The sequence below is a fragment of the Streptomyces sp. NPDC101151 genome (genome assembly GCF_044768335.1).
Taxonomy (GTDB): Bacteria; Actinomycetota; Actinomycetes; order Streptomycetales; family Streptomycetaceae; genus Streptomyces.
This window is the reverse complement of record NZ_JBIWPP010000017.1, coordinates 130561-152852: the sequence shown is the minus strand read 5'-3', so window position 1 is coordinate 152852 and position 22292 is coordinate 130561. Positions and strand designations below refer to the sequence as shown.

At 72.7% G+C, this 22292-nt stretch carries 22 protein-coding genes; 17 read left to right on the top strand and 5 right to left on the bottom strand.

Features of this window, described 5'->3' with window-relative positions; genetic code table 11:
- Nucleotides 1-22: 22 nt before the first annotated feature.
- Complete coding sequence (locus tag ACIRU3_RS28100; RefSeq protein ID WP_404061626.1) at nt 23-1150, bottom strand: 8-amino-7-oxononanoate synthase; 1128 nt, start codon at nt 1148-1150, stop codon at nt 23-25.
- 147 nt (nt 1151-1297) lie between these two features.
- Here ACIRU3_RS28100 and bioB point away from each other — a divergent pair, with 147 nt between their 5' ends.
- The 4 genes from bioB to ACIRU3_RS28080 all read left to right on the top strand — a co-directional run bounded on the left by bioB (nt 1298) and on the right by ACIRU3_RS28080 (nt 5530).
- Nucleotides 1298-2542, top strand: a complete 1245-nt coding sequence (gene bioB / locus ACIRU3_RS28095) for a biotin synthase BioB (protein ID WP_404061624.1) — start codon at nt 1298-1300, stop codon at nt 2540-2542.
- Nucleotides 2535-3824 (top strand): adenosylmethionine--8-amino-7-oxononanoate transaminase, encoded by a 1290-nt coding sequence (locus ACIRU3_RS28090; protein WP_404061621.1) that lies wholly within the window; start codon nt 2535-2537, stop codon nt 3822-3824. Before bioB ends, ACIRU3_RS28090 begins: the two co-directional genes overlap by 8 nt.
- A 1-nt stretch (nt 3825) precedes the next feature.
- Nucleotides 3826-4542 carry a dethiobiotin synthase gene (gene bioD, locus ACIRU3_RS28085; RefSeq protein ID WP_404061618.1) on the top strand — a complete coding sequence of 239 codons (717 nt, stop codon included), beginning with the start codon at nt 3826-3828 and terminating at the stop codon, nt 4540-4542.
- 295 nt (nt 4543-4837) lie between these two features.
- Nucleotides 4838-5530 carry a class I SAM-dependent methyltransferase gene (locus tag ACIRU3_RS28080; RefSeq protein WP_404061616.1) on the top strand — a complete coding sequence of 231 codons (693 nt, stop codon included), beginning with the start codon at nt 4838-4840 and terminating at the stop codon, nt 5528-5530.
- Here the strand turns inward: ACIRU3_RS28080 and ACIRU3_RS28075 are convergent, their stop codons facing one another.
- Together ACIRU3_RS28075 and ACIRU3_RS28070 are read right to left on the bottom strand one after the other, a co-directional pair.
- The gene (locus ACIRU3_RS28075; RefSeq protein WP_404061614.1) at nt 5531-5905 is read right to left on the bottom strand and encodes a fic family toxin-antitoxin system, toxin component; all 375 of its coding nucleotides are present in this window, start codon (nt 5903-5905) and stop codon (nt 5531-5533) included.
- Between the two features lie 4 nt (nt 5906-5909).
- Nucleotides 5910-6152 carry a toxin-antitoxin system HicB family antitoxin gene (locus ACIRU3_RS28070; RefSeq protein ID WP_404061612.1) on the bottom strand — a complete coding sequence of 81 codons (243 nt, stop codon included), beginning with the start codon at nt 6150-6152 and terminating at the stop codon, nt 5910-5912.
- A 193-nt stretch (nt 6153-6345) separates the two neighbouring features.
- Between ACIRU3_RS28070 and ACIRU3_RS28065 the strand changes: the two genes are divergently transcribed.
- The 10 genes from ACIRU3_RS28065 (at nt 6346) to mug (ending at nt 16978) form a co-directional block, all read left to right on the top strand.
- Entirely contained in the window at nt 6346-7158 is an 813-nt protein-coding gene (locus ACIRU3_RS28065) for an ABC transporter ATP-binding protein (protein ID WP_404061610.1), read from the top strand.
- Between the two features lie 4 nt (nt 7159-7162).
- Nucleotides 7163-9730, top strand: coding sequence for an ABC transporter permease (locus ACIRU3_RS28060; protein ID WP_404061608.1), 2568 nt, complete (start codon nt 7163-7165; stop codon nt 9728-9730).
- A gap of 66 nt (nt 9731-9796) precedes the next feature.
- A complete protein-coding gene (locus tag ACIRU3_RS28055) occupies nt 9797-10693 on the top strand; it encodes an LLM class F420-dependent oxidoreductase (protein ID WP_404061605.1) in 897 nt (298 codons plus the stop codon).
- Between the two features lie 44 nt (nt 10694-10737).
- Nucleotides 10738-11163 (top strand): GNAT family N-acetyltransferase, encoded by a 426-nt coding sequence (locus ACIRU3_RS28050; protein ID WP_404061603.1) that lies wholly within the window; start codon nt 10738-10740, stop codon nt 11161-11163.
- A 174-nt stretch (nt 11164-11337) separates the two neighbouring features.
- Nucleotides 11338-12693 carry a hemolysin family protein gene (locus ACIRU3_RS28045; protein WP_404061600.1) on the top strand — a complete coding sequence of 452 codons (1356 nt, stop codon included), beginning with the start codon at nt 11338-11340 and terminating at the stop codon, nt 12691-12693.
- On the top strand, nt 12690-13703 hold the full coding sequence (locus tag ACIRU3_RS28040; RefSeq protein WP_404061597.1) for a hemolysin family protein: 1014 nt from the start codon (nt 12690-12692) through the stop codon (nt 13701-13703). Before ACIRU3_RS28045 ends, ACIRU3_RS28040 begins: the two co-directional genes overlap by 4 nt.
- A gap of 66 nt (nt 13704-13769) precedes the next feature.
- Complete coding sequence (locus ACIRU3_RS28035) at nt 13770-14567, top strand: SGNH/GDSL hydrolase family protein (RefSeq protein WP_404061596.1); 798 nt, start codon at nt 13770-13772, stop codon at nt 14565-14567.
- Between the two features lie 10 nt (nt 14568-14577).
- The gene (locus tag ACIRU3_RS28030) at nt 14578-14934 is read left to right on the top strand and encodes a DUF4326 domain-containing protein (RefSeq protein WP_404061593.1); all 357 of its coding nucleotides are present in this window, start codon (nt 14578-14580) and stop codon (nt 14932-14934) included.
- A 59-nt stretch (nt 14935-14993) separates the two neighbouring features.
- Nucleotides 14994-16436 (top strand): adenylosuccinate lyase, encoded by a 1443-nt coding sequence (gene purB / locus ACIRU3_RS28025; RefSeq protein ID WP_404061590.1) that lies wholly within the window; start codon nt 14994-14996, stop codon nt 16434-16436.
- Nucleotides 16433-16978 (top strand): G/U mismatch-specific DNA glycosylase, encoded by a 546-nt coding sequence (mug, locus tag ACIRU3_RS28020; protein WP_404061794.1) that lies wholly within the window; start codon nt 16433-16435, stop codon nt 16976-16978. Before purB ends, mug begins: the two co-directional genes overlap by 4 nt.
- 193 nt (nt 16979-17171) lie before the next feature.
- On the opposite strand, the gene ACIRU3_RS28015 is transcribed toward mug, so the two are convergent.
- Both ACIRU3_RS28015 and ACIRU3_RS28010 read right to left on the bottom strand, forming a co-directional pair.
- Nucleotides 17172-17882, bottom strand: coding sequence for an ABC transporter permease subunit (locus ACIRU3_RS28015; protein WP_404061587.1), 711 nt, complete (start codon nt 17880-17882; stop codon nt 17172-17174).
- Between the two features lie 2 nt (nt 17883-17884).
- Nucleotides 17885-18805 carry an ATP-binding cassette domain-containing protein gene (locus tag ACIRU3_RS28010; RefSeq protein WP_404061585.1) on the bottom strand — a complete coding sequence of 307 codons (921 nt, stop codon included), beginning with the start codon at nt 18803-18805 and terminating at the stop codon, nt 17885-17887.
- A gap of 107 nt (nt 18806-18912) precedes the next feature.
- On the opposite strand from ACIRU3_RS28010, the gene ACIRU3_RS28005 reads away from it, so the two are divergent.
- The 3 genes from ACIRU3_RS28005 to ACIRU3_RS27995 all read left to right on the top strand — a co-directional run bounded on the left by ACIRU3_RS28005 (nt 18913) and on the right by ACIRU3_RS27995 (nt 22201).
- The gene (locus ACIRU3_RS28005) at nt 18913-20067 is read left to right on the top strand and encodes a sensor histidine kinase (RefSeq protein WP_404061583.1); all 1155 of its coding nucleotides are present in this window, start codon (nt 18913-18915) and stop codon (nt 20065-20067) included.
- A gap of 222 nt (nt 20068-20289) precedes the next feature.
- Complete coding sequence (locus tag ACIRU3_RS28000) at nt 20290-20943, top strand: response regulator (protein ID WP_404061580.1); 654 nt, start codon at nt 20290-20292, stop codon at nt 20941-20943.
- Between the two features lie 100 nt (nt 20944-21043).
- Entirely contained in the window at nt 21044-22201 is a 1158-nt protein-coding gene (locus tag ACIRU3_RS27995; RefSeq protein ID WP_404061578.1) for an ROK family transcriptional regulator, read from the top strand.
- Nucleotides 22202-22292: the final 91 nt, after the last annotated feature.

The window sequence follows — 22292 nt, the reverse complement described above, 5'->3', positions numbered from 1 at the left end:
AGTCCGGCCGTGTCACGCCGACTCATGGTCGCGCCTCGCCGATCACACGTACAGCGCGTTCGATCTCGGCCCCGGAGAGGTCCGCGCGGGCGGTCAGCCTCAGCCGTGAGATGCCGTCGGGCACGGAAGGAGGACGGAAACAGCCCACGGCCAGGCCTGCCGTACGGCAGTCGGCCGCCCAGCGCACGGCCTGCTCCGGGGACGGGGCCCGTACCGAGACCACCGCGGCGTCCGGACGTACCGCTTCCAGACCCGCGGCGGTCAGGCGTGCGTGCAGTTCGGCGGCGACCGCTCGGGCCCGTGCCGCCCGCTCCGGCTCGCGGCGCAACAGCCGCAGCGCCGCCAGCGCCGCGCCCGCGGCCGCGGGTGCCAGACCCGTGTCGAAGATGAACGTCCGGGCCGCGTTGACCAGGTGGTCGATCACCCGCGCCGAGCCCAGCACCACCCCGCCCTGGCTGCCCAGCGACTTGGACAGGGTGGCCGTGACGACCACGTCCTCGGCGCCCGCCAGCCCGGCCGCGTGCGGAGCGCCGCGGCCGCCGTCGCCCAGCACGCCGAGGCCATGGGCGTCGTCCACGACCAGCCCGGCGCCGTGCGCCCGGCACGCCTCGGCCAGTGCGGCCAGCGGCGCCGCGTCACCGTCGACGGAGAACACGGTGTCCGAGACGACGATCGCCTCTCCCGCGTGCGTGCCGAGCGCCTTGTCCACGGACTCCGGGTCGGCGTGCCCGACCACCTGCGTGGCGCCCCGGGCGAGCCGGCAGCCGTCGATGAGCGAGGCGTGGTTGCCCGCGTCGGACACGATCAGGGAACCGTGCGGGCCCAGCGCGGTGACCGCGGCCAGGTTGGCGGCGTAACCGGAGGAGAAGACCAGGGCCGCCTCGAAGCCGCAGAAGTCCGCCAGCTCCCGCTCCAGTTCGGTGTGCAGCTCGGTGGTACCGGTGACCAGCCGGGAGCCGGTGGAGCCACCGCCCCAGGTCCGGGCCGCCCCGGCCGCCCCCTCGGTGACCTCGGGGTGGTGGGCCAGGCCCAGGTAGTCGTTGCTCGCCAGGTCCAGCAGCGGCGAGTCGGCGGGGCGCGGGCGCAGGATCCGTACGAGTCCTGCGCCGCGGCGTGCCTCGGCCTGCTCGTCGATCCAGCCGAACGCCATGGGTCCTCCGAGGCTTTTGTAGGTAGCGGACAGACACTAGCGGCACGACCAGCCACCCAGGGTGTGGCAATACCCACACGGTGATCCGCCTTCGTTGTCCAAACTCTCCTTGGCCCGGAGCGGTCCCGTAAGACAGGATCGGACCTCATGGACCTGCTGAACACGCTGGTGGACAAGGGGCTGCGGCGCGAGCTGCCGACCCGCGAGGAAGCACTCGCCGTGCTGGCCACCTCCGACGACGACCTGCTCGATGTGGTGGCCGCGGCCGGCAAGGTGCGCCGGCGCTGGTTCGGCCGGCGCGTGAAACTCAACTACCTGGTCAACCTGAAGTCCGGCCTGTGCCCGGAGGACTGCTCCTACTGCTCCCAGCGGCTCGGCTCCAAGGCCGAGATCCTGAAGTACACCTGGCTCAAGCCCGACCAGGCCTCCCAGGCGGCCGCGGCCGGCCTGGCCGGAGGGGCCAAGCGGGTCTGTCTGGTGGCCAGCGGGCGCGGCCCGACGGACCGGGACGTGGACCGGGTCTCCGAGACCATCAAGGCGATCAAGGACCAGAACGAGGGCGTCGAGGTCTGTGCCTGCCTCGGTCTGCTCTCCGACGGCCAGGCCGAGCGGCTGCGCGAGGCGGGCGCCGACGCCTACAACCACAACCTGAACACCTCCGAGGCCACCTACGGGGACATCACCACCACCCACACGTACGCCGACCGGGTGGACACGGTGCACAAGGCGCACGCGGCCGGACTGTCCGCCTGCTCGGGTCTGATCGCCGGCATGGGCGAGACCGACGAGGACCTGGTGGACGTCGTGTTCTCGCTGCGCGAGCTCGACCCTGACTCCGTTCCGGTGAACTTCCTGATCCCGATGGAGGGCACTCCGCTCGCCAAGGAGTGGCACCTCACCCCGCAGCGCTGCCTGCGCATCCTCGCGATGGTCCGTTTCGTCTGCCCGGACGTGGAGGTCCGCATCGCGGGCGGCCGCGAGGTCCACCTGCGCACGCTGCAGCCCCTCGCCCTGAACCTGGCCAACTCGATCTTCCTCGGCGACTACCTGACCAGCGAGGGCCAGGCGGGCACGGCCGACCTGGAGATGATCGCGGACGCCGGGTTCGAGGTGGAGGGCTCCGACCAGGTGACACTGCCGGAGCACCGGGCGGCGGGCGTCGAGGGCGGGTGCGGATCGCACGAGAGCGCCGGATGCGGGTCGAACGCGACTGCCGGATGCGGGTCGCACGCGGAGGCGGGCTGCGGTTCGCACGCCGAGGCCGGCTGCGGTTCCCACGCGGGCGGTGATGTGTGCGGTACGGAGTCCGCGCCGGCCACGAACGAGCCGCGCACCGACCTCGTGGCCGTCCGCCGCCGGGGCGCCGGAACGGATCTCGCACCCAATGCCTGATCCGTCCGGCCTCAGCGTGCCCGAGTTGCTGGACCTGGACCGGCGGCACGTGTGGCATCCGTACGGTCCGATGCCCGGGCAGGTCGAACCGCTCGTCGTGGAGTCGGCGAGCGGAGTCCGGCTGCGGCTCGCGGACGGCTCGGGCGAACTCGTCGACGGCATGTCCTCGTGGTGGTCGGCGATCCACGGCTACCACCACCCGGTCCTCAACGAGGCGGTGCGCGACCAGCTGGGGCGGATGAGCCATGTGATGTTCGGCGGGCTCACGCACGAGCCCGCCGTACGGCTGGCGAAGCTCCTTGTCGACATGTCACCCGATGGTCTGGAGCATGTGTTCCTGGCCGACTCGGGGTCGGTGTCGGTCGAGGTCGCGGTGAAGATGTGCCTCCAGCACTGGCGCTCGCTCGGCCGGCCAGGCAAGCAGCGGCTGCTGACCTGGCGGGGCGGCTACCACGGCGACACCTGGCAGCCGATGTCGGTGTGCGACCCCGAGGGCGGGATGCACGAGCTGTGGACCGGCGTGCTCCAGCGCCAGGTGTTCGCCGAGGCGCCGCCGGCGGAGTACGAGGAGTCGTACGCCGACCACCTGCGCGAGCTGGTCGCGCGGCATGCCGACGAGCTGGCCGCGGTGATCGTGGAGCCGGTGGTGCAGGGCGCGGGCGGGATGCGATTCCACTCCCCCGCGTATCTGCGGGTGCTGCGCGAGGCCTGCGACGCGCACGACGTACTACTGGTGTTCGACGAGATCGCCACCGGCTTCGGACGCACCGGTGCGCTGTTCGCGGCGGATCACGCGGGCGTCACTCCGGATGTGATGTGCGTGGGCAAGGCGCTGACCGGCGGCTATGTGACGATGGCGGCCACGCTCTGCACCGCGCGGGTGGCCGACGGCATCTCGCGGGGCGAGGTACCGGTACTCGCCCACGGACCGACGTTCATGGGCAATCCGCTCGCTGCGGCCGTGGCCTGTTCCTCCATCGAACTGCTCCTCGGGCAGGACTGGTTGTCGGAGGTCCGGCGGATCGAGGCGGGCCTGCGCGAGGGGCTCGCTCCGGCGGCGGACCTGCCGGGTGTCAAGGACGTCCGCGTCCTGGGGGCCATCGGAGTGGTGCAGCTCGACCACGAGGTGGACATGGCCGCGGCCACCCGGGCCGCCGTGCGGGAGGGTGTGTGGCTGCGCCCGTTCCGCGACCTGGTCTACACGATGCCGCCGTACGTCACCTCGGACGCGGACGTGGCACGGATCGCGCGCGCGGTGTGCGCCGCGGCGCGGGAGGGTTGAGATGGCGGTACTGATCATCACGGGGACGGGCACGGAGGTCGGCAAGACCGTCACGACCGCGGCCGTCGCCGCCACGGCCCTCGCGGCAGGGCGTTCGGTGGCCGTGCTGAAGGCCGCCCAGACGGGGGTACGGCCGGACGAGCGCGGGGACGCCGACGAGGTGGCCCGGCTCGCCGGTCCGGTGACGGCCACCGAACTGGCCCGCTTCCCGGAGCCGTTGGCACCGGGGACGGCGGCCCGGCGGGCCGGCATGGCACCGGTGCATCCGCACGAGGTGGCCGAGGCCGCCGCCAAGCTGGCCACGGACCACGATCTGGTGCTGGTCGAGGGAGCGGGCGGGCTGCTCGTCCGGTTCGACGCGGCGGGCGGGACGCTGGCGGACGCGGCCCGGCTGCTGAACGCGCCGGTGCTGGTCGTCGCGTCCGCCGGCCTCGGCACGCTGAACACCACGGAGCTGACGGCCCGTGAACTGGACTGGCGGAACCTGGAGTTGGCGGGTGTGGTGATCGGCAGCTGGCCCGACGCCCCCGATCTCGCCTCCCGCTGCAACGTCATGGACCTGCCGGAGGTCGCCGCGGCCCCGCTGCTCGGCGCACTTCCCGCCGGGGCGGCCGCGCTCCCACCCGCCGACTTCCGCACGGCGGCACCGGGCTGGCTGGCGCCCCGCCTGGACGGGTCGTGGGACGCGGAGGCGTTCCGGATCCGGCACACGCCCTGACACCCTTCCGACCTGGGACGGCAGGGCCTGCCCAAGGCCTCTGCCGCCCCAGGAGGAAGGCAGCCTCCGCGCTCTCCCTGAACCTCTGCCCACGGCACCTCGGCGGAGCCGAGCGGGGCGGCCGATGTCGACGCCGGCTGCCTCTCGCACCCCGCCATGGACAACGGCCACGGCATCGACGAACAGATGCACGACTCCGTCGGGTGGCAGATGAGTAGTCACGCGTCCGGCCGGGGGTGCGACGGGCCTTCCCGGGGGACAATCACCGTAGGCCCGACCTGTCCGGGAGGTTGCCATGCGGTTGTCGTCGGCCGGTTCCGCCACGATGGCGCGGAGCCCCGTCCACCACCCGCTCTTCGCCCGTTACTACGCGAGGATCAGCGTGGGCGCCGAGAACCGGCTCGGGATGGCCGGGATGCGCGAGCGGCTGCTCGCGGGGCTGTCCGGGCGAGTGATCGAGATCGGCGCCGGCAACGGGCTGAACTTCGGACACTATCCGCAGACCGTCGCCGAGGTCGTCGCGATCGAACCTGAGCCGCTGCTCAGGGGCTTGGCCCTGCAGGCGGCCCGGCGAGTCCAGGTGCCGGTCGACGTGGTGCCGGGGGCCGCTGAGGCGCTGCCGGTCAAGAGCGAGGCCTTCGACGCGGCCGTGCTGTCACTGGTGCTGTGCAGCGTGCGGGAGGTGGCACGGGCGCTGGGCGAAGTACGGCGGGTGCTCAAACCGGGCGGCGAGGTGCGCTTCTTCGAGCACGGCCGGGGCGGCGGCCGGGTGATGACGCTGACCCAGCGCACTCTGGACCGGCCGCTCTGGCCCGCGCTGAACGGCGGCTGTCACCTCGCCCGGGACCCGGTCGCCGCACTGCGCGCGGCAGGCTTCGAACTCGGCCCGTACCGGCAGGTGCTGCTGCCGGAAAAGGGTCCAAAACTGCCCACCTCGTTCTGTGTGCTGGGGACCGCGTGGCGGCCCGACGAGCCGGCCCGGCGCTGATCACAGGCTCCAGCGGCGCAGCTCCCTGGCGAGGTCGTCGACGCTCGCCTCGCCGTCCTTCACCAGCCGCGCGAGATCGCGGACCTGCTCGGGCGTGGTGACGACCTTCTGGCCGCTGGCGACCAGATAGGCGTAGGCGACGGCCGAGGCGAAGAGCGCGTTGGAGCGCTCCAGCGCGGGCACGTGGATGAGCAGCTGGAGCAGTGCGGCGGCACGGGCTTGCGGGGTGTCGTAGACGGGCACGCCGAATATCTCGGCGCGGTGCCGGGCGACGGCGGCGACCAGCGCGCCCCAGTCGGTGACCTGCGGGTCCCCGGGCGTCTTCTGTTCGGCGAGCATGAGCAGCCAGGCGAGGTCGATACTGAGATCGCTCAAGGGATCAGCTGCGACCCTCACCGGATTCGGTGCCGCGCACCTCGGTGAACTCCTCGGCGAACACGGACTCGTACTGCTTCATGAAGTCGGCGGCGGCGTCGACGAACGTGCGGCCGGCCTCGCCCGCGTCCTGTCTGACCAGCTCTTCGATGTAGCGGTTGACGCTCATGCCGCGGGCCAGGGCGCGCTCGCGGGCCGCGCGGGCGGTGTCCTCGTCCACGCGCACGTTCAGCTGGGTCTTCGCCATACCTCGACGCTAGCGCCAAGGCGCTAGCAACGGCAAGGGTGCCGGGTCCTTGCCGACCGCGCGCCGCGCACGGAAGGTGCCCCTTACACGGTGTCCGTGTCCTCGGCCGCAAGAGGGATTCCGGCTGTGGGGCCGGTCACACTAGGCTCGGCCTCGATCAGGAGTCGGGACGTCGAGGCGACCGGAGGCGGTTTTGTCCACACCTGCTGCGGAGTACGCGCCGGGCCGGGCGCCGGACGGCGGGGTCGCGGCCCGCGCCCGCGGGCTGACCAAGGCGTACGGCTCGGGCGAGACGGCCGTGCTCGCACTGGACTCGGTGGACGTGGACATCGCGCGCGGCCGGTTCACCGCCGTGATGGGTCCCTCGGGCTCGGGGAAGTCCACGCTGATGCACTGCCTGGCCGGCCTGGACAGTGTGTCGGCCGGTCAGGTCTGGCTCGGCGACACCGAGATCACCGGCTTGCGGGACCGGGAGCTGACCCGGCTGCGACGGGACCGGATCGGGTTCATGTTCCAGTCGTTCAACCTCATCCCGACGCTGAACGCGGCCGAGAACATCACCCTGCCGATGAACATCGCGGGCCGCAAGCCCGACGAGAAGTGGCTGGACCAGGTCATCGACACGCTCGGGCTGCGGGGGCGCCTGAACCACCGCCCGGCGCAGCTCTCGGGCGGTCAGCAGCAGCGGGTCGCCTGCGCGCGGGCGCTGGCCTCCCGGCCCGAGCTGATCTTCGCCGACGAGCCGACCGGCAACCTGGACTCGCGGGCGGGTCTCGAGGTGCTGGGCTTCCTGCGCAGCGCCGTGGACGACCTGGGGCAGACCGTCGTCATGGTCACCCACGACCCGGGCGCAGCCGCCCACTCCGACCTGGTGCTCTTCCTCGCCGACGGGCGAATAGTCGACCAGATGGAGCGGCCGACGGCGGACGCCGTGCTGGAGCGCATGAAGGCGTTCGACGTGGTGCGCGGCCGGCTCGGCGACGACAGCACCGCTCAGGAGGACTGAACCGGTGCTCAAGGCGACTTTGAGGAGCTTCCTCGCGCACAAGGGCCGGCTGGCACTGTCCGCGCTGGCCGTCGTCCTGTCCGTGGCGTTCGTCGCGGGCAGCCTGATCTTCTCCGACACCGTCACCCGCACCTTCGACCGGCTGTTCGCCTCGACCTCCGCCGATGTGACGATCGAGGCGAAGCAGGACCTGAAGTCCCCCGTGCCGAGCGGTGCGGTCGAGACCGTGCCCGCGGCCCTGAAGGAGCGGGTGACGAAGGTCGACGGAGTCGCGGCGGCCCACGCGGACGTGTCGGTGCAGAACGTGGTGGTGGTCGACAGCCACAACAAGTCCGTCGGCCCGACCACCGGCGCCCCGACCATCGCCACGTCCTGGTACGTCACCCACCGCAGCCCGGTGAAGCTGACCTCCGGTCATGCGCCGCACGGGGCGGGCGAGGCGCTGCTCGACGCGGACACCGCCGACAAGAAGCACGTAGGGATGGGCGACACCCTCACGGTGCAGGCGCAGCCGGGCACGTTCCGGGTGCGGGTCGTCGGCATCGCCACCTTCACCACCACCAACCCGGGTGCGGCCCTGGTCTTCCTGGACCCGGCGGTGGCCGGCCGCCGACTGCTCGGCTCCGCCGACCGGGCCACCAGCATCTCGGTGGACGCCGCCAAGGGTGTGACCGACCCGGAACTCAAGCGCCGTGTCGGCGAGGCCGTCGGCACCGGCACCTACGACCTGAAGACGGCCGACGAGCAGGCCAAGTCGGCCGCGGCCGACCTCGGCGGGTTCCTGGACGTCATCAAATACGTGATGCTGGGATTCGCCGGCATCGCCGTGCTCGTGGGCGTCTTCCTGATCGTCAACACCTTCTCCATGCTGATCGCCCAGCGCACCCGCGAACTGGGTCTGCTGCGGGCGCTGGGCGCCGATCGGAGGCAGGTGCGGAGGTCGGTGCTCACCGAGGCGGTACTGCTCGGTGTCGTCGGCTCCACGCTGGGTCTCGCGGCCGGGATCGGACTCGCGTTCGGCCTGATCCGGCTGATGAGCGCGTTCGGGATGAACCTCAAGGCCACGGAGATGGTGATCGGCTGGGGGACACCGGTCGCGGCCTATGCCGTCGGCGTCGGCGTCACCTTCGTCGCCGCGTACCTGCCCGCGCGGCGCGCGGCGGCCGTCTCGCCGATGGCTGCGCTCGCGGACGCCGAAGTCGCCGGCGTGGGCAAGCCGTTGAAGACACGGGCGATCGTCGGATCCCTGGTCGGGGCGGCCGGTGCGGCCGCGCTGGCCGGGTGCGCGACGGCCACGCAGACCTCCTCGTCGGCCTCCCTGCTGGGCCTCGGCGTGCCCCTGACACTGATCGCGACCGTGATCGCGGGGCCGCTGCTGGTACGGCCGGTGATCCGTGTCCTGGGCGGTGCCTTCCCCGCGCTGTTCGGATCGGTCGGCCGGATGAGCCAGCGCAACGCCCTGCGCAATCCGCGCCGCACCGGCGCCACCGCGGCCGCGCTGATGGTGGGCCTCGCGCTGGTCGGCGGGATGTCGGTGGCGAGCGCCTCCATGTCCGCGTCGTTCGACCGGCAGATCGACAAGACGCTCGGGGCCGACTTCACGGTCCAGAACGCCAACTTCACGCCGTTCACGAAGGAGGTCACGGACACCGTGGCCGCCACGCCCGGCGTCGGGCTCGTCGTACGGCAGCGGATCGCCCCGATCGCCGTGCGGCTCCCGGACGGCAGACGCGTGAAGACCGCGGCCGCCGGATACGACCCCCGGCTCGACGCCGTCGCCCACCTCGCCTACGCCAAGGGCGGCTCGGCCGCGGCACTGGCGGACGGGCACCTCGCCATGGACGCCGGCTTCGCCGAGGACCACCACGTGCGGGTCGGCACCGTGCTCCCGGTCGAGTTCCAGGGCGGTCGCCGGGCGGAGCTGACGGTGGGAGCCCTCACCGACCAGGAGGGGTCCCAGGCATTCGGCACCCAGGGCGGCATCTTCCTGGGCCTCGCGACCCTGAAGACGTACGTGCCCGGCGGCCAGGACTCCGCCGTCTACGTCAATGCGGCCCCCGGCGCCGGGGCCAAGGAACTGCGTTCCCGTCTGGAGCGGGCGCTGGAGCCGTTCCCGCAGGTCCAGGTGCGCGACCAGGCCGACTACAAGAAACTGGTCCACGACCAGATCGCCGTGCTGCTCTACCTGGTGTACGCGCTGCTCGGGCTCGCGATCGTCATCGCCGTGCTGGGTGTGGTCAACACCCTCGCCCTGTCGGTGGTGGAGCGCACCCGGGAGATCGGTCTGCTGCGCGCGATCGGACTGGGCCGGCGTCAGTTGCGGCGGATGATCCGGCTGGAGTCGGTGGTGATCGCGGTGTTCGGCGCGGTCCTGGGGCTGGGTCTCGGGCTCGTGTGGGGGCTGTGCACACAGCAGGTGCTGGCCCTGCAGGGCATGACCGCGCTCGCGATCCCATGGGGCACGATCGTCGCTGTCGTGATCGGCTCGGCGGTGGTCGGCGTCGTGGCGGCGCTGCTGCCCGCTCTGCGGGCGTCCCGGATGAACGTGCTGGCGGCGATCGCGCACGAGTGACGGACCGGCGCGGGCGTGATGGAATCGCGGGCACCGACTCAAGTCACGCACTGCTGAGGAGAGTTCATGGCACGCCGGTTCCGCTTCGGGGTCAACCTGCTCACGCCCTCGCCCACCGCCGAGTGGCGGGCCAGGTGCCGCCGTGCCGAGGAGCTGGGGTACGACGTGATCCTGGTCCCCGACCATCTCGGCATGGTCGCGCCGTTCCCGGCACTGGTGGCGGCCGCCGGGGCGACCGAGCGGCCGCGGCTCGGCACCTTCGTGCTCAACGCAGGCTTCTGGAATCCGACCCTGCTGGCCCGGGAGGTCGCGACCACTCACGCGCTGACCGGCGGCCGTCTCGAACTGGGCCTGGGGACCGGCTACGTCCGGTCCGAGCACGAGGCGGCGGGGCTGCCGTACGGGTCCCCGCGCGAACGGGTGGACCACCTGCGGCGCACGGTCGAGGAGTTGGAGCGCCTCCTGGGCGCCGACGAGCACCGGCCCCGCACCGCCGCCCGGAGCCGCGTACCGCTGCTGCTCGGCGGCAGCGGCGACCGGATGCTGCGGCTGACCGCCGAGCACGCGGACATCGTCGGCTTCACCGGGACACGGCTGGTGCCGGGCAGCACCACGGGGAAGCTGGAGCCCGTCGGCGCCGACGCGGTGGACGAGCGGGTGGCCCGCTACCGGGAGCTGGCGGCGGGCCGGGCGGAACCCGCCGAGCTGAACCTGCTCATCCAGCTCGTGGCCGTCACCGACGACCCGGAGCCCGCGCTCGAACCGCTCCTGGAACGCCAGCCCGGGCTGACCCTGGACCAGGCACTGGCCCTGCCCATCGTGCTGGCCGGCCCCCTGGAGGACGTCGTGCGGCGGGTGCGGGCACAGCGGGAGCGGTTCGGGTTCTCCTATCTGACCGTCCTGGAGCCGTACATGGAGGCGTTCGCGCCGGTGATGGCCCGGCTGCGGGAGGAGTCCGCATGATGGAATTTCCGGGCGGGAGCACTCCCCCGTGATGGAGTGATCACATGATCGAACCGCGCATACGTCCCGCCCTGCCCGCCGACCTGGACGCCGTCCTGGCCTTCTGGAAGACGGCCGCCGAGGGCACCAGCATCAGCGACGACCGCGCCGGAGTGGAGCGGCTGGTCGCCCGCGATCCCGAGGCACTGATCCTCGCCGAGCAGGAAGGCGAGCTCGTCGGCACGGTGATCGCGGGCTTCGACGGCTGGCGCTGCCATCTGTACCGGCTCGCGGTGCACCCGCAGCGTCGGCGGCAGGGCATCGGCTCGGCGCTGCTGGCCGCCGCCGAGGAACGGTTCGTACGGCTCGGGGGGCGGCGCGGGGACGCGATGGTGCTGGTCCGCAACGAGACCGCACAGCACGCGTGGCGGGCGGCCGGGTACGCGCCTGAGGAGCGGTGGCGGCGCTGGGTGAAGCCGCTCGCGGACTGAACTCCGGGTACCCGGCGGACTCGATCCCGAGGACTCTTTACTCATCCTTTACCATTGAGGGAGCACTCGGCCCTCCTCGAAAGGTTGTGAGCGTCCGCCCATGGACGACCCTCCCGGTCCGCGACACCGCGCGTTCCGCCCTGCCCTGTCCGATCCTGGGACAGGGGTGACCCGATGACCGAAGTGCTGCTGCTTCTGGTGGCGATCCTGCTCTCGCTCGCCTGCGGTGCCTTCGTGGCGGCGGAGTTCTCGCTGACCACGGTCGAACGCGGCGAGCTGGAGCGAGCCGCCGCACGCGGCGAGCACGGCGCCTCGGGCGCCCTGAAGGCCGTACGGAACCTGACCTTCCAGCTCTCCGGCGCACAGCTCGGCATCACCGTCACCAACCTGGTGGTCGGCATGCTCGCCGAGCCGTCGATCGCCCAGCTGCTCTCCGGGCCCTTCCGGGCGATGGGCCTCACGCCCACCACAGCGACCTCGGTGGGGCTGGTGCTGGGCACGGCGCTCTCGACGGTGTTCCTGATGGTCGTCGGCGAGCTGGTGCCCAAGAACTGGGCGATCTCCTCGCCGCTCGCCGTGGCCAAGCGGGTGGGCAACCCGCAGCGCTGGTTCAGCGCCGCCTTCCGCCCCTTCATCACCCACCTCAACAACGCCGCCAACCGTGTGGTGCGCCGGTTCGGCCTGGAGCCCGCCGAGGAGCTGGCCTCCGCGCGCGGCCCCCAGGAGCTGGCGGCCCTCGCCCGGCACTCCGCCCTCCAGGGCGCCCTGGAGGCGGACACCGCCGAGCTGTTCGTCCGGACGCTGAACCTGGCCGACCTCACCGCGGAGAACGTGATGACCCCGCGCGTCCAGGTCATCGCCCTCGATGCGCAGGCGACCTGCGAGGACGTGGCGAACGCGACCCGGGCGACGGGCCTGTCCCGGTTCCCGGTCCACCGCGGCAGCCTCGACTCGGTCGTCGGCGTCGCCCACATCAAGGACGTCCTGGCCCTGCCGGCCGAGGAGCGGATGCGGCGCTCCGTCACCCAGGTGATGCGCGAGCCCCTGCTGGTGCCCGAGTCCCTCACCGTCGACCGGCTGATGGACCGTCTGTCCGGCAAGCGCACCATGGCCGTCGTCATCGACGAGTACGGCGGTACGGCGGGCGTGGCGACGCTGGAGGACATCGTCGAGGAGGTCGTCGGCGAGGTGCGGGACGAACATGATCCGCACGAGACGCCCGACCTCGCACCCGCCGGCTCCGACACCGAGGGCCGGGCCCTGTACTCGGCGGACGGCGCCGCCCGCACCGACCAGCTCGCGCGCGTGGGCCTGCGCGCGCCCGAGGGGCCGTACGAGACGCTGGCCGGCCTCGTCGCCACCGAGCTGGGCCGCATACCCGCCGTGGGGGACACCGTCGAGGTGGCCGGCTGGCGGCTGGACGTCGTGGACGCCTCGGGGCGCCGGGCGGCCCGGGTCCTGCTGCACGCACCGCCGGACGAGGAGAAGGACACCGAACGGAGCCGCGGGAAGACGGAGGGGGCGCGATGACCGCCGTACAGCTGCTGATCGGTCTGGCGACCCTGGTCGTCAACGCCTTCTTCGTGGGCGCCGAGTTCGCGCTGATCTCCGTGCGCCGTTCCCAGATCGAGCCGCTCGCACAGGAGGGCGACCGGCGCGCGAAGAGCGTGCTGTGGGGCCTGGAGCACGTGTCGGCGCTGCTGGCCGCCGCCCAGCTGGGCATCACGCTGTGCACGCTGGTCCTGGGTGTGGTCGCCGAGCCGGCGATCGCGCATCTGCTGGAGCCGGTGTTCCACGCGGTCGGCGTGTCCAAGAGCGCGGGTCACGCCGTGTCCTTCGTGATCGCGCTGGCCCTGGCGACCTACCTGCACATGCTGCTGGGCGAGATGGTGCCCAAGAACATCGCACTCGCCGAGCCCGTGCGCAGCGCGCTGCTGCTCGGCCCTCCCCTGGTCACGCTGTCCCGGGCCCTGCGCCCGGTGATCTTCGCGATCAACGCCTTCGCGAACGGACTGCTGAAACTGCTCAGGGTGGAGACGAAGGACGAGGTCGCGGCGACCTTCACGGACACCCAACTCGCCGAGATCGTCAAGAACGCCAGCGAGGCGGGTCTGATCGACAACCGGGCGCAGGAGCGGCTGCACGACGCCCTGGAGCTGGGCCGCCGGCCGGTGCGGGACGTGGTCGTGCCCCTGGAGCGTGTCGTGTACGCGCGGGTGGGCGTCACACCGGAGCAGCTGGAGGGACTGTCGGCCGAGTCGGGCTTCTCCCGGTTCCCGGTGGTCGACGAGGGCCGGCGGATCGTGGGCTATCTGCACGTCAAGGACGCGCTGGACGCCTCGCCCCGGGACATGCCGTTCCGGCTGCGCGACATGCGGCCCATCGCACGCGTGCGCGAGAACACCCCGCTGGACGACGTGCTCACCGCGATGCGCGGCAGCCGTACGCACCTCGCGGGCGTGCTCGGCGACGACGGGCGGCTGGCCGGCCTGGTGACCATGGAGGACGTGCTGCGCGAGCTGTTCGGGCAGCCCGCCTGAGCCGTCCCGGACCACCCGGGGGTGACCGACCGGCGGGTATGGAGCCGGGATACCATCGCTGTCGCCATGCAGAAGATTCCCGCATCTCCCACACCTCCCACGCACTCCAGCCTGGTCACGGTCGGCGACTCCTTCACCGAGGGCATGTCGGACCTGCTGCCCGACGGCTCCTACCGCGGCTGGGCCGACCTCCTCGCCACCCGGATGGCCGCCCGCACCCCCGGGTTCCGGTACGCCAACCTCGCCGTGCGCGGGAAGCTGATCGGGCAGATCGTCGACGAGCAGGTGGACGTGGCGGCCTCGATGAACGCCGATGTCATCACGCTCGTCGGCGGGCTCAACGACACACTGCGGCCCAAGTGCGACATGGGCCAGGTGAAGGGGCTGCTGACCGAGGCGGTCGAACGGCTGGCCCCCAGCTGCAAGCAGCTGGTGCTGATGCGCAGCCCCGGCCGGCAGGGCCCGGTGCTGGAGCGGTTCCGGCCGCGCATGGAAGAGCTGTTCGCCTGCGTGGACGACCTGGCCGAGAGGCACGGCGCCGTGGTGGTCGACCTGTACGGGGCATCGTCGCTGGCCGACCCGCGGCTGTGGGACGTGGACCGGCTGCACCTGTCGGCCGAGGGACACCGCCGGGTCGCGGAGGCGGTGTGGCAGACGCTCGGCTACGCACCCGAGGACACCGAGTGGCGTACGCCGATGCAGGCCACGCCGCCGCCCGGGTGGGCGACACGGCGGGCCGCGGACGCACGGTTCGCCCGGCAGTACCTGCTGCCGTGGATAGGGCGGCGGCTGACCGGCCGCTCCTCCGGCGACGGCCGCCCGCCGAAGCGGCCGGAGCTGCTCCCCTTCGAGGGCCAGGCATAGCGTCCCTGCCATGACCACCCGGGTGATCAACGTCAGGGGCCGGATCCACGAGTTCGGCCCCCGGCTGGAACACGCCCCCGCGGACGTGGTCTACGTGGGCCGCCGCTGGACCATGGGCGGCTGGGACCTCCCCCGGCACCTCCTGTACAACCCGTTCGCCTACGACACCCCGAAGCGGAAGCGGCACGGCACCCGGGCCGAGGTCATGGCGATGTACCGGGCCTACCTCCTGGAGCGCCCTCAGCTGCTCGACCTGGTCCCCGACCTGCGCGGAAGGACACTGGCCTGCTGGTGCGCGCCCGACCTGTGCCATGCCGACGTACTCGCGGAACTGGCCGACACGGACGACGTGACACAGCTCTCGTAGCATCCGCCGAACAGACCCATGGCGCTGGCCTGCACAAATCGCCAGTAGAATCCGTCTACGTGACTTCAGCGCCCGCCAAGCCCCGCATCCCGAACGTCCTCGCCGGACGCTACGCCTCCGCCGAGCTCGCCACGCTCTGGTCGCCCGAGCAGAAGGTGAAGCTGGAGCGGCAGCTCTGGCTCGCCGTGCTGCGGGCCCAGAAGGACCTCGGCATCGAGGTGCCGGACGAGGCGATCGCCGACTACGAGCGCGTCCTCGACACCGTCGACCTGGCCTCGATCGCCGAGCGCGAGAAGGTCACCCGGCACGACGTGAAGGCCCGCATCGAGGAGTTCAACGACCTCGCCGGGCACGAGCACGTGCACAAGGGCATGACCTCCCGCGACCTCACCGAGAACGTGGAGCAGCTGCAGATCCGGCTGTCGCTGGAGCTGATGCGCGACCGCACGGTGGCCGTGCTGGCCCGTCTGGGCAAGCTGGCGGGCGAGTACGCCGAGCTGGTCATGGCCGGCCGCTCGCACAACGTGGCCGCGCAGGCCACGACCCTCGGCAAGCGTTTCGCGACCGCCGCCGACGAGCTGCTCGTGGCGTACGGAAGGGCCGAGGAGCTGCTTGCCCGCTACCCGCTGCGTGGCATCAAGGGCCCGGTCGGCACCGCGCAGGACATGCTGGACCTGCTGGGCGGGGACGCCGGCAAGCTCGCCGAGCTGGAGGACCGGATCGCGCGGCACCTCGGCTTCTCGCAGGCGTTCACCTCGGTCGGCCAGGTCTACCCGCGCTCCCTGGACTACGAGGTCGTGACCGCGCTGGTGCAGGTGGCGGCGGCGCCGTCCTCCCTGGCGAAGACGATCCGGCTGATGGCCGGGCACGAGCTGGTGACCGAGGGCTTCAAGCCGGGCCAGGTCGGCTCGTCCGCGATGCCGCACAAGATGAACACCCGCTCCTGCGAGCGCGTCAACGGTCTGATGGTGATTCTGCGTGGCTACGCCTCGATGACGGGTGAGCTGGCGGGTGACCAGTGGAACGAGGGTGACGTCTCGTGCTCGGTGGTGCGCCGGGTCGCGCTGCCGGACGCGTTCTTCGCGCTGGACGGCCTGCTGGAGACCTTCCTGACCGTCCTCGACGAGTTCGGCGCCTTCCCGGCGGTGGTCGCCCGCGAACTGGACCGCTACCTGCCGTTCCTCGCCACCACCAAGGTGCTCATGGGCGCCGTGCGCTCCGGGGTCGGTCGCGAGGTCGCGCACGAGGCGATCAAGGAGAACGCCGTCGCCACCGCGCTCGCGATGCGCGAGCAGGGCGCCGAGCGCAACGACCTGCTCGACAAGCTCGCCGCCGACGAGCGGCTGCCGCTCGACCGCGAGCAGCTGGCGGCGCTGATGGCCGACAAGCTGTCCTTCACCGGCGCGGCGGCCGACCAGGTCGGCATGGTCGTCGGCCGGATCGAGGAGATCGTCAAGCAGCACCCGGAGGCCGCCGGCTACACCCCCGGAGCGATCCTCTGACCCGCTTCACCCAGGCCGAACTGGAGGCCGCCCGCGACCGACTCGTCCCTGACGTGATCGCGGACGGTCTCCATGTGCTGTTCTGCGGGATCAACCCGGGCCTGATGACGGCCGCCACGGGCCATCACTTCGCCCGCCCCGGCAACCGCTTCTGGCCGGTGCTGCACCTGTCCGGCTTCACGCCGAGGCTGCTGAAGCCCGCCGAGCAGCGCGAACTGCTGTCGTACGGGCTCGGCATCACCAACGTGGTGGCGCGGGCGACCGCTCGGGCCGACGAGTTGACCGCCGGGGAGTACGTCGAGGGCGGGCGGCTGCTGACGGCCAAGGTGACGCGGCTGCGGCCGAGGTGGCTGGCCGTGGTCGGAGTGACCGCGTACCGGGCCGCCTTCGGGGACCGCGGGGCTCGAGTGGGGCCGCAGGAAGCGACCGTCGGGGACACGCGGGTGTGGGTGCTGCCCAATCCCAGCGGGCTGAACGCGCACTGGACGGCGGCGACGATGGCGGAGGAGTTCGCACGGCTGCGAGACGCCGCGCAGGCCTGACGGCTCGGGTCGGGTCAGGGCGGGTCTGTCTCTGCGCCTCGGCCATCAGGTACCCGGGCCCGCCCGTGCGGACGTCCGTCCCGCCGTGCTCCCGCGGGGAACTCCCGGGCGCACAGCAGGTCGATCACGGCACGGTGGTTCACGATGTCCATGTGATCCAGTAAACCGGTCCCCACTGACAACCGGCGCGCCGTCAGGCGTCCCGGCGGTGCAGGCTCCAGGCCCCCGCGCCCAGCGCCGCCGCCGTCCACAGCGCGGTCACCGCGAGCCCCGTCCAGGGGCCGAGGGGGCCGTCCCAGGTGCTGTGCAGGGCGATTTGGCCGGCCCGGTCGGGCAGGAAGTCGGCGAGGCCCGCGGACAGACCACCGATGACGAAGGACACGACCAGCAGGAACGGGATCAGGACGGAGAGAGTCGCGACGCCGCTGCGCAGCACGGCCGCGAGTCCGGTGGCGAACAGCGCCATCAGCGTGAGGTGGAGGCCGCAGCCGACGGCGGCGCGCAGCCCCTCGGCCCAGGCCGGTCCGGAGGCACCGAGCACGCTCTTGGCCACCAGCAGGGTCACCAGCCCCGTGAACAGGCCGACGGCGAGCACGGGCAGCGCGGTCGCCACGGCCTTCGCGGCGAACCAGCACCGCCTGTCGGGCACGGCCGCCAGCGTCAGCCGCAGCGCGCCGCCCCGGAACTCCGAGGACAGCGCGGTCGTGCCGAAGGCGACGGCGGCGATCTGTCCGAAGCCGACGCCGAAGAACGCCGAGAACAACGGGTCCGCGTCGCCGGCGTCGGCGGCGGCGAGCGCGGAGAACGCGGCGGTGGCGACGAAGATCGCGGCCAGGCTGCCGAGGAGCGAGCGCAGCGTCCGGATCTTGATCAACTCGGCGTGCAGGACGGGGGCGAACGGCATGGTCAGGCCTCCTGGGGCTGGGTGGTGAACTCGGCCTCCGCCGCGGTCAGATCGAGATAGGCCTGCTCCAGGGTGGCCTCCTGGGCGGCCAGTTCCAGTACGGGTAGGCCCGCCTCGGACATGAGACGGCCGAGGTCGTCCACGCGCGCGTGCCGCACGGTCCACGTCCCGTCCTCGCCCCGGGAAGCGTCGTGGCCGTGGCGGGCGAGGAGATCGTCGAGGGCGGCACCGTCGGTGGTGCGGATCCTGACCCGGGGCTGCACGCGCGCGTGGATGAACTCCTGGACGGGGGTGTCGGCGAGGAGCCGGCCGCGGCCGAGGATCACCAGGTGGTCGGCGAAGGCGGCGGTCTCGTTCATCAGATGGCTGGAGACCAGGACGGTACGGCCGTCCGTGGCCAGTCCGCGCAGCAGGGTGCGGATCCAGACGATGCCCTCGGGGTCCAGACCGTTGGCGGGCTCGTCCAGCAGGATCACCTCGGGGTCACCGAGCAGGGCGGTGGCGATGCCGAGCCGTTGACGCATGCCCAGGGAGTACGTCTTCACCCGGCGCCGGGCCACCGCGGCCAGTCCGGTCTTCTCCAGGACGGCGTCGACCCGGTGGTGCGGGATACGGTTGCTCGCCGCCAGGGCGCGCAGATGGTCGTGCGCGGTCCGGGAGCCGTGCGCCGCCCGCGCGTCCAGCAGGGCGCCGACCCGGCGCAGGGGTTCGCGGAGTTCGCCGTAGGCGCGGCCGCCGATCGTGGCGGTGCCGGAGGTCGGCCGGTCGAGGCCGAGGACGAGGCGCATGGTGGTGGACTTTCCGGCGCCGTTGGGGCCGAGGAAGCCGGTGACGCGGCCGGGGCGGACGCTGAAGGTGAGGTGGTCCACGGCCCGCCGTCCGCCGTACTCCTTGGTGAGGTGTCGTACGTCGATGCTGGTCATGGCTCCAGCCTGGCCGGGCGAGCGCGGCGGTTCCTCCCCCGCCGGTGGAGATCGTCTCCCCCGTGCGGGGGAGGCTCGTTGTCGGTGCCGCCTGCGACGATGTCCGCATGGCCCGCTTCCTGCGCCCGCTGCTGCGCGGGACGACGTACACGCGCCTGCTGCATCTGTGGGTGCCCATGCTCATCGTCAGTGTGTGGCTCTTCATCAATATGTCGACTCCTTGGGTGCCCGCGCTCGTCCTCGTCCCGCTCGGTCTGGTGCCCGCCGTGCGCATGGGCGAGGGCGTGCAGGCCCGGCTGCTGCTGACGCCGGGTGACGAGGAGCCCGGCATCTCGGTGACGCCGTCGGCGAACTGGCGGGACCGGCTGCGCACGGTGCTGTGGCTCCAGGTGCGCATGCTCCTGGGTGCGGCGGCCGTGTTCGCCACGGTGTGGCTGATGATCCTCGCCTGCGAACTGGCCGGTTTCGCCTGGGGACAGGCACCCTCGGCCGTTCCGCTGCTCGACCAGGTGTCCCCGGACCGGGCGTACGCCCTGCTGGTTCCGCTCCCGCTGCTCGCCCTGTACGGGGCGGTGGTCGGGCTCGGCGAGCTGATCACGTTCTGCGCACTCCGGCTCCTCGGGCCGTCCGCCGCGGAACGGCTGGCCGCCCTCGAGGAGCGCACCGAGCAGCTGCTCGAACGCACGCGGATCGCACGGGAGTTGCACGACTCCATCGGGCACTCCCTGACGGTGGCGGTGGTCCAGGCGGGTGCGGCGCGGGCGGCGGGTGATCCGGAGTTCACCGACCGGGCGCTCGGAGCCATCGAGGAGACCGGCCGGGCCGCCCTCGCCGACCTGGAGCGGGTCCTCGGGGTGCTGCGCGAGTCGGAACGGCCCGCGACTGCCCGGCCCACGCTGGCCGACGCCGGCCGCCTCCTGGACTCGGCGCGCGCCTCCGGCGCCGAGGTCGACGCGGAGGTGACCGGACCCGTGGCGGCGGTGCCGGGGCCGGTCTCGCGCGAGGGCTACCGCATCCTCCAGGAGGCGCTCACCAATGTGCTGCGGCACGCGGGGGCCGTCCCCGTGCGGGTCCGGGTGTCCGTCGCCGAGGACACACTCGCGCTGGAGGTGCGCAATGCGCTCCCGGCCGCGATACCGGGGCCGGGGCGGGGCAGCGGGCTGCGCGGCATACGGGAGCGTGCCGCTCTGCTCGGGGGCAGCGCCCGTACCGGGCCGGCCGAGGGCGACTGGCAGGTGCACGCGGAGCTGCCGCTCGGCTGATCCAGTGCCGCGGCAGGCAGCGTTCGCCCGTCGAGGAGGGGCGTCCGGTGCGTGCTCCGGGGGTCCCCCGGCCGGAGGCTGGTGGAGTGCCGGCCGGAAGCCGTCGTACGGGACGTACACGGGCTTTCGGCCGGTACGGCGAGTGGGGGTACGCCCTCCGGGGGAGCGTGCCGGGCGTCGCGACGGGGCGAACGTCGCCTGACGCGGCACTAGGCTTGCCGGATGCCGGTCACCGTCCTTCTCGTCGACGACGAACCCCTGGTGCGCGCGGGTCTGCGGGCCGTTCTGGGGGCACAGCCCGACATCGAGGTGGTGGGCGAGGCGGCCGACGGTGCGGCGGTGATCCCGCTCGTGCGTCAACTGCGGCCGGACGTGGTCGCGATGGACGTGCGCATGCCGCTGATGGACGGGATCGAGGCCACGCGCGCGGTGCTGCGTACCGTCGACGCGCCACCCAAGATCCTTGTGGTGACCACCTTCGAGGACGACGAGTACGTGTACGAGGCGCTGCGCGCGGGTGCCGACGGGTTCCTGCTCAAGCGGGCCAGGCCGGCCGAGATCGTCCACGCGGTGCGGCTGGTGGCGGAGGGCGAGTCGCTGCTGTTCCCCGCGTCCGTACGGCAGCTCGCCGCCCGGTACGGCGGCAACCACGCGACCGGTGCGCCGCTTTCGGGGGCCGGGCTGACGGAGCGTGAGGGAGAGGTGCTGCGGCTCATGGCGCGGGGCCTGTCGAACGCGGAGATCGCCGCCCATCTGGTCGTCGGGGCCGAGACGGTGAAGTCGCATGTGAGCGCCGTACTGGCGAAGCTCGGTGCGCGCGACCGCACCCAGGCCGTGATCGCCGCCTACGAGTCGGGGTTCGTCGCGCCGGGCTGATCCATGGCTGCCGCCGACCGGGAGGCGGCCCGGCACTCGCCGGGGTGGACCGGGCCGAGTACGATCCGCCCAACACGCCCGCGAGCTGGGAGGACGGACGGTGGGGCAGCTGACCGGCGGCGATCCGTCGCTGCTGCGAAGGATCAATTCCGCGGTGGTGCTGCACGCGCTGCGTGCAACGGACTGCGCGACGCTCACCGAGATCACCCGGGTCACCGGACTGTCCCGGCCCACCGTCGAGGGGGTCGTGGAAGGGCTCATCGAGGCGGGGCTGGTGGTCGAGCAGGCGGCCGAGGAGGGCACCGCACGACGTCAGGGACGGCCCGCCCGCCGGTTCCGGTTCCGGGCCGAGGCCGGGCATCTGCTGGGCCTGGAGATCGGCGCCCACCGGGTCACCGCGCTCCTGTCCGACCTGGACGGACGGGTGCTCGGCACCCAGGCCAAAGAGGTGGACGAGACGGCTCCCGCCGACGAGCGGCTGGAGCGGCTGCGCGGCGCGGTCGCCGAGCTGCTGCGCCGGGCCGGGGTCGCGCGCGGTTCGCTGCGGGCGGTCGGCGTGGGCACACCGGGCATCGTGGAGGCCGACGGAAGGGTACGGCTGGGCACGGCCCTGCCGCAGTGGACGGGCCTCAGACTCGGCGAGCGGCTCAGCCGCTCCTTCAAGTGCCCGGTGCTGGTGGAGAACGACGCCAACGCGGCGGCCGTGGCCGAGCATTGGAAGGGCGCGGCCACGGAGACGGACGACGTGGTGTTCGTGCTCGCCGGGCTCAGCCCGGGTGCGGGTTCGCTGATCGGCGGACGGCTGCACCGGGGGTACGGCGGGGCGGCCGGGGAGATCGGCGCGCTGCACCTGCTGGGCCGGGAGGTGACCCCCGAGACGCTGCTGTCCACCACCGACGAGCCGTTGCACCCGCTGGACGAACAGGCGGTCGCCGAGGTGTTCGCGCTGGCCCGGGAGGGCGACCAGCGGGCGCGGGCGGCCGTGGAGCGGTTCATCCAGCGGCTCGTCCACGACGTGGCCGCGCTGGCGCTGGCCCTCGACCCGGAACTGGTCGTGATCGGCGGCTGGGCGGCCGGCCTGGACGGCGTGCTCGATCCCCTGCGCCGCGAACTCGCGCGCTACTGCCTGCGCCCGCCCCGGGTGACGCTGTCGCTGCTCGGCGAGGCGGCCGTGGCCACAGGTGCGCTGCGGCTGGCTCTCGACCACGTGGAGGAGCAGCTGTTCGCGGTGGAGGGCACGGTGACTGCGCGCCGCTGAGGCGGTACGGATCGGGGGCCGGCGGCCGACGGCCGGCTCCCAGCGTCGGAACGCCGTGCGCCCCGGTGGGGTTCCGGGGCGCGCCTTGGAG